The sequence below is a fragment of the Pseudomonas sp. dw_612 genome (assembly GCF_018449725.1).
GTDB lineage: Bacteria > Pseudomonadota > Gammaproteobacteria > Pseudomonadales > Pseudomonadaceae > Aquipseudomonas.
The window spans coordinates 22212-28652 of the sequence record NZ_JAAVVC010000037.1; the positions used below are offsets into that span (position 1 = coordinate 22212).

The following is a 6441-nucleotide window of genomic DNA, read 5'->3' on the forward strand; positions in this document are numbered from 1 at the left end:
CGTACAATTTTTAATGACGATCAATCTTGTATACAAAACCTGATAATCCCTAGAGCAATCCACCGCCCACGATGCTAACGTTGCCGCCTCACACAGATCGGAGGTGCGTGCGTGCTGATGCTCAAGTTGCTGGTGATTCCCGGGTTTCTGCTGCTGATTTCCCTGGCGGGCAAACGCTGGGGGCCGAGCGTGGCCGGGTGGCTGTCGGGATTGCCAGTGGTCGTCGGGCCGATTCTGTTTTTTCTCGCCATCGAGCAAGGCCAGGAGTTTGCCGCCCAAGCCGCGACGGCGGCCTTATCTGCGATGTTCGCGATGATTGCCTTCTGTGTGACCTACGCCCAGGTGGCGCAACGGGCCGCTTGGCCGTGGGCGTTGACGATTTCTTTGTTGGTGTGGGCCGCGACTGCGGTGGTGCTGTCGCTGATTCCGCCGTCGCTGACGTTCTCGGTGATCGCCGCTGCCACTGCGCTGCTGGCCGCGCCTTATCTGTTTCCGTCGGTACAGCCGATTGTTTCCGGCCCCAAACCCAAGTCCGACAAACTGCTGCTGCGCATGGTGGCCGGCGCGTTGTTGACCTTGGCCGTGACGCTGCTGGCCAGCACCGTGGGCGGACGCTGGAGCGGATTGTTGGCCGTGTTCCCGGTATTGGGCAGCGTAATGGCGGTGTTCTCCCAGCAAACCCGTGGCCCGGCGTTTACCGCTGCGTTGTTGCGCGCCACCGCCACCGGCATGTATTCGTTCGCGGCGTTCTGCCTGGTGCTGGCGCTGACCTTGCCCAGCCTCGGACTGACCGCGTTCGCCCTCGGCGTCGCGGTGTCCGTGGGCATGCTCGGCGTGACCCGGCGCTTGTTGGCGAAACCGGCACCGGCAACTCGTTCGATGACTTCGAACGAGTAGACCCATAACCTTGCACGTCAATCGAACGTGTTTCGCTCAACATCAGCCTCAGTTCAAACCCACTGACTGAGGCCTTCCCCATGAAATTCTTTTTCCACCCTTCGCCTAACCCGATGAAAGTCGCCCTGCTGCTTGAAGAACTGCAAACGCCATACGAGTTGATCGGCGTCGACACCTTCAAAGGCGAGCAGCACTTGCCGGCATTCCTGGCAATCAACCCGAACGCCAAGGTCCCGGCCCTGGTGGACGGCGATGCCACGGTGTTCGACTCCCAGGCGATCCTGCTGCACCTGGCGCAAAAACATCAGCGTTTCCTGCCGACCAGCGTTGCCGGTCAGGCTGAGTTGCTGTCCTGGCTGATGTTCATCGCCACCGGCCTGTCGCCATTCTCCGGCCAGGCTGTGCACTTCCTGCACCACGCGCCGGAAGACCTGGCCTACGCGAAAAACCGCTACTTGAAAGAAGTCGAACGTCACTACCGTGTGCTCGATCAGCGCCTGGCCGAGCATCCATACCTGGCCGGCGACACCTACAGCATCGCCGACATGGCGCTGTGGGGCTGGGCCAGTTACGCGCCGTACATCCTCGGCGAAAACGGTCTCGCGGCGTACCCGAACGTCAAGCGTCTGTTCGACGAAATCAGCGCCCGCCCGGCGGCCCAGCGCGCCCAGGGTTTGAAAGAAAAACTGGTGCTCAAGGCTGAATTCGACGAAGAAACCCGGCGTAACCTGTTTCCGCAGAATCAGGCTCAATAACCCGATCCGACTGACACAACACATCCCCTGTGGGAGCGGGCTTGCTCGCGAAAGCGGTCTGTCATTCAACATTGATGTTGACTGACAGGGCCTCTTCGCGAGCAAGCCCGCTCCCACAGGTTTTGCGTTTGGCCAGACAGCTGCGGAAATCGGGGCTGGAGTGACCCACAACCTCCATGGGATGATCGCCCCCTAGCGCGACCATCCCCGGAGAGTTCCAATGTCATTGTTCAGTAAAAAAGCCGTTGTCCTGTTGCTGACGGCGGTTGCCACCCTCGGGGCGTTGAATGCTTACGCCGCCAAAGCCAAGACCAGCGATGCCGCGCCGATCAAAGTCTCGATGCTCAGCGGCAAATTCACCTTCACCCTGCCCAAGGGTTTCGTCGCCAATCCGCTGCCGCCGGGCGCAACCGGGGCGACGGGCACCATGTACGCCAATGAAACCACCAAGACCGTAGTGATCGCCGCTGAAAATAACCTGGCACCAGGCGTCACCGTCAAAGACAACGACGGCGAATTCCTCGACAGCACCGCTGCCGACTTCGACGTGGCCGAACACAAAAACCTGCCCGACTTCACCAAGCTCAGCGAAAAAAGCCTGACGATGAAAGGCACCGGCCTGGGCGTGCGTCAGGTGGACAGCACCGCCACCCAGGGCGGCGGCAAGACCCTCAACACCACGCTGATGGCCGGCTCCGGCAACCGGATGGCGGTGATTCAGATCATCTCGCGCCCGAGCGACAAGGCTGGCCATGACACGCTGGTCAAACAAATCACCGGCAAGTAAAAACTCAGGGATTGAGCCGCTGGAGCCAGGCGTTCAAGTCCTGGATTTCGGCGGCGCTGATGCTGTGGCCCAGACCTTCGTAGGTATGAAACTCAGGCTTGAGTGAGAGTTTCTGCAACAGACTGTTGGCCGCCGTGCCATCGACCACCGGCAAGCGTTGGTCCTCGGTGCCATGACCGATGAAAATCGCCAATTGCTGGCGTTTTTCATCCGGTTTCAGCTCGGCCTTGAGCACCGGCAGAATCCGCCCGCTCAACGCAGCAATCCCGCCCATGGCCTCCGGATGACGCAACCCGACCTCGTAGGACATGATCGCGCCCTGGCTGAACCCCACCAAAAACACCTTGTTGGCGTCGGTGTGATATTTCTTCGCCGCCTGAGCGATGAAATCCAGCAACACCTTGCCGCTGGTCTTCAGATCATCGGTTTCACCGTTGTACGCGCCCTCGCCTTTCTTGCGAAACCACTGGTAACTGTCCGCATCCAACGCCACCGGCGCCTGCACTGACAGGTAGTTGAACTGCGCCGGCAACTCGTCCTTGATCCCGAACAGATCCCGCTCGTTACTGCCGTAGCCGTGAAGGAAAATCACCAGCGGCTGGTTGTGCGAGTCAGGGTTGGCCTGTTCCAGGTATTTGAGCGGCAGATCGGTGAGCAGCGGGGTTTGAGCGTGGACCGTGGCGGACGCCAGGAGCATGAACAGTGCGAAAAACTTCAGCATAAACCTTCCTTCACAGGGGGCAGGATTCGGGGGATACCCTAACACCACGAACATTTTTGGTGTGGCTGATGCCGCCTTCGCGAGCAAGCCCGCTCCCACATTTGACCGCATTCCAATGTGGGAGCGGGCTTGCTCGCAAAGGGGCCATCAAAAGCGACGAAGATACCCCATCAATCGTTGGTCAACTTCCCAACCCGAAACGGTACCCGCCCCGCCACTTTCGCCTGCCACGTCCCCGGCTGGGTATAGCGCCCACGATCAATCGCAAACAACACCCCGCTGGTCCCGGCCCGCACCGTCGTGACCCGGTCATTCAAGGGATCGACCACTTCAAACAGCGCATCGCCCTGCTCCACCCACTCGCCCGCCTCGCGCAGGAAACTGACCACGCCGTGGTGCGGGGCGAACAGGTATTCGGTGCCGGCGAACGGCATGCCTTCGCAGCACTCACTCGGCGCCGCCGCCCAGGTGCCGCTGATAAAGCCCTGCTCGGCGAGGAAACCCAGAATCGCCTCGCAATTGGCCTCGGCCTGATCGACCCGGGTGTCGCCCATGCTGCCCAGTTCCACGGTGGTTGCGAGGTTCGCCGGCGGAATCGCCGCCTCCGGGAAGGCCCGCGCCAGGCGCAACCATGGCGTCGAGCAGGATTCATCGAACGAGCTGCCGCCGGAGTCTTCGCACAACAACGCCACGCCCGCCTTCAAACGCGCCGCCAGGGACTGCCACTGCGGCCAGTGTTGCGGCAAGGCATACACGTGAATGGCCGCGTCGAAATCGCAATGCAAATCCAGGGTGATGTCGGCCTCGCAGGCATGGCGCAACAGCAAGCGGTGCATGGCTTCCAGTTGCGAAACCGGCGCCGGCAGACCGTTGAGCACCTGGACCATGGCCTGGCGAATCAGCGCAATGTTGGCCTCGGCATCGTCGCCCAACTGGCCACCGATCAATGCAGCCACCGGCTCACTCAGTTCGACGAACGCGCGGTTGAAGTTCTTGCCGCTGCCCAGCTCGAAACGCCCCATGTGTACGCCTTGCAGGTGCTGATCCAGACCGATCGGGTTGGCCACCGGCACCAACTCGATCACGCCCTGCAACTGGCCTTGGGTTTCGAGTTCGGCCAGACGTTTTTTCAGCTCCCAGGCGGTGCGCATGCCCGGCAATTCGTCGGCGTGCAGACTGGCCTGGATGTAGACCTTGCGGGGGCCGGCGCCATAACGAAACACACTGAGCGTGCGCTCGGTGCCGAGGTGGCTCCAGGGCAGTGGGTGATCGATGCGTTGCATGAGAACTCCTGAGGCATGGGGATCACACAAACCCTGTAGGGACTGCCGCAGGCTGCGATCTTTTGATTTGCTTTAAAAACAAGATCAAAAGATCGCAGCCTGCGGCAGTCCCTACAGGGGAAATGTGTTCGCAGAATAGATCATGAGGCACAAAAAAAATGGCCACCGCGTCAACGGTAGCCACTTTTTCACACGGCTGGATTACTCGCCGCCGTACACATCAAAGTTGAAGTATTTATCCTGCACTTGCTTGTACTTGCCGTTGGCGCGGATGTCGGTGATCGCGGTGCTGAATTTGTCCGCCAGTTCCTTGTCACCCTTACGCACGGCGATACCGGCGCCGCCGCCGAAGTACTTGGCGTCTTCATAGGTCGGGCCGACGAAGGCGAAACCTTTACCGGCGTCGGTTTTCAGGAAACCGTCGTTCAGGTTGACCGAGTCGGCCAGCATCGCGTCGAGGCGGCCGGCGACCATGTCCAGGTTGGCTTCCTGCTGTGAACCGTAACGCACCAGGATGATCCCGGCCGGTTGCAGCACTTCCGTGGCGAAACGGTCATGGGTGCTGGCGCGCAGCACACCGACTTTCTTGTCCTTGAGTTCGGTCAGTGGATCCTTGACGTCGGTGCCTTCCTTCATCACGAAGCGCGCCGGGGTGTGGTAGTACTTGATGGTGAAATCGACGTTTTTCTTGCGGTCGTCGGTGATGGTCATGGACGACAGGATCGCGTCGATTTTCTTCACTTTCAGGGCCGGGATCAGGCCGTCGAATTCTTGCTCGACCCACACGCATTTCACTTTCATCTGCTCGCACAGCGCATCGCCGATGTCCACGTCGAAACCGGTGAGTTTGCCGTCAGGGGTTTTCATCGAGAATGGCGGGTAACCGGCTTCGATACCGATGCGGATCGGCTTGGCGTCTTCGGCCACAGCGGTCAGGGACAACATCGACAGTGCCAGGGCACCGAACATCACTAGCTTCTTCATTTATAACTCCTGTGTGCGGAGGCTTTTATTGGCAGTTTTCGATTGGCAGTTTCGGCAGGTGAGGCCGAAGTGGCCGGCAGTCTAGAGCGGCTACAGGAGGGTAAATTGTGTTTAAGCGACAAATACTTATAGAAAAGTAGCGTGTGGATCGGGTCGTTTGGCCCCGTGCGCCAGGGCGGTGCAAGGACTGTAGGACAAGACCTGCTTTCAGACAAAACCTACAGGATTGAAGCGTTAATCCGACTGATCGGTCGGACGGCAAGTCGCTGGCGATGACGAATGTTTTGCGGCACATTAATCGCCATTCGCCCCTCGCCAGAGAACCCTGATGCCCGAACTGAACCTGATCCAGCACCACCCCGCCGAAGGTCCCGGTGCCATTGCCGAATGGGCGCGGCTACGCGGGATCACGCTGAAGGTCTTTCGCGCCGATCTCGGGCAGTTGCCGCCGTCGGGCTCGGCCCCCTTGATCCTGCTGGGTGGCCCTTACGAATCCAACGCCGGGCCTGAATGGCTGGAGGATGAACGCCAGTGGCTGAGCGCCAGCCTGGAGCAAGGCGCAGCGGTGTTCGCCATTTGCCTGGGCGCGCAACTGTTGGCGTTGAGCCTGGGCGGAAAAGTGCGGCGCATGGCGCGTCCTGAAACAGGCTGGACCCGTGTGAGCTTCGCCGAAGGCCTGCCGTTGAACGTGCTGGAATGGCATGAAGACGCAATCGATTTACCGCCCGGCGCGCAATTGCTCGCCAGCAGTGAGGCGTGTGAGCAGCAGATGTATCGGGTCGGGCCGACGCGGGTGGGGTTGCAGTTTCATCCGGAGTGGGATGCCGGGTCGGTGCTGCTGCTGAATGAGCATTTTGGTGATGAATCGCCGCTGCCGCGAGGGCAGGATGACGCTGCACGGCATGCGGCGGTGTTTGAGTGGTTGCGGGTAACACTGGATGGATGGTGGGCTGGGGCTTGAAGAAGCAAAATCAAAAGATCGCAGCCTTCGGCAGCTCCTACAACGGGGTGGCA

Annotated in this window: 7 protein-coding genes; 4 read left to right on the forward strand and 3 right to left on the reverse strand. The window is 60.3% G+C overall.

Annotated elements, in window-relative coordinates:
* The first annotated feature begins 111 nt into the window (after positions 1-111).
* The 3 genes from HB680_RS31585 to HB680_RS31595 all read left to right on the forward strand — a co-directional run bounded on the left by HB680_RS31585 (position 112) and on the right by HB680_RS31595 (position 2439).
* A complete protein-coding gene (locus tag HB680_RS31585) occupies positions 112-897 on the forward strand; it encodes a hypothetical protein (RefSeq protein WP_213942187.1) in 786 nt (261 codons plus the stop codon).
* A gap of 80 nt (positions 898-977) precedes the next feature.
* Positions 978-1652 carry a glutathione S-transferase N-terminal domain-containing protein gene (locus tag HB680_RS31590; protein ID WP_213942188.1) on the forward strand — a complete coding sequence of 225 codons (675 nt, stop codon included), beginning with the start codon at positions 978-980 and terminating at the stop codon, positions 1650-1652.
* Positions 1653-1872: 220 nt separating this feature from the next.
* Positions 1873-2439 (forward strand): hypothetical protein, encoded by a 567-nt coding sequence (locus tag HB680_RS31595; protein WP_213942189.1) that lies wholly within the window; start codon positions 1873-1875, stop codon positions 2437-2439.
* Positions 2440-2443: 4 nt separating this feature from the next.
* Here the strand turns inward: HB680_RS31595 and HB680_RS31600 are convergent, their stop codons facing one another.
* The 3 genes from HB680_RS31600 to HB680_RS31610 all read right to left on the reverse strand — a co-directional run bounded on the left by HB680_RS31600 (position 2444) and on the right by HB680_RS31610 (position 5427).
* Entirely contained in the window at positions 2444-3160 is a 717-nt protein-coding gene (locus HB680_RS31600) for a dienelactone hydrolase family protein (protein WP_213942190.1), read from the reverse strand.
* A 170-nt stretch (positions 3161-3330) separates the two neighbouring features.
* A complete protein-coding gene (locus HB680_RS31605) occupies positions 3331-4443 on the reverse strand; it encodes a M14 family metallopeptidase (RefSeq protein WP_213942191.1) in 1113 nt (370 codons plus the stop codon).
* Between the two features lie 201 nt (positions 4444-4644).
* Positions 4645-5427 (reverse strand): ABC transporter substrate-binding protein, encoded by a 783-nt coding sequence (locus HB680_RS31610; RefSeq protein WP_213942192.1) that lies wholly within the window; start codon positions 5425-5427, stop codon positions 4645-4647.
* A gap of 328 nt (positions 5428-5755) precedes the next feature.
* Here HB680_RS31610 and HB680_RS31615 point away from each other — a divergent pair, with 328 nt between their 5' ends.
* Positions 5756-6388 carry a type 1 glutamine amidotransferase gene (locus HB680_RS31615; RefSeq protein ID WP_213942193.1) on the forward strand — a complete coding sequence of 211 codons (633 nt, stop codon included), beginning with the start codon at positions 5756-5758 and terminating at the stop codon, positions 6386-6388.
* Positions 6389-6441: the final 53 nt, after the last annotated feature.

Coding starts and splice junctions, on each gene's coding strand:
- HB680_RS31605 (WP_213942191.1), bottom strand. CDS start 4,443: ATGCAACGCATCGATCACCCACTGCCCTGGAGCCACCTCGGCACCGAG.
- HB680_RS31600 (WP_213942190.1), bottom strand. CDS start 3,160: ATGCTGAAGTTTTTCGCACTGTTCATGCTCCTGGCGTCCGCCACGGTC.
- HB680_RS31590 (WP_213942188.1), top strand. CDS start 978: ATGAAATTCTTTTTCCACCCTTCGCCTAACCCGATGAAAGTCGCCCTG.
- HB680_RS31615 (WP_213942193.1), top strand. CDS start 5,756: ATGCCCGAACTGAACCTGATCCAGCACCACCCCGCCGAAGGTCCCGGT.
- HB680_RS31610 (WP_213942192.1), bottom strand. CDS start 5,427: ATGAAGAAGCTAGTGATGTTCGGTGCCCTGGCACTGTCGATGTTGTCC.
- HB680_RS31595 (WP_213942189.1), top strand. CDS start 1,873: ATGTCATTGTTCAGTAAAAAAGCCGTTGTCCTGTTGCTGACGGCGGTT.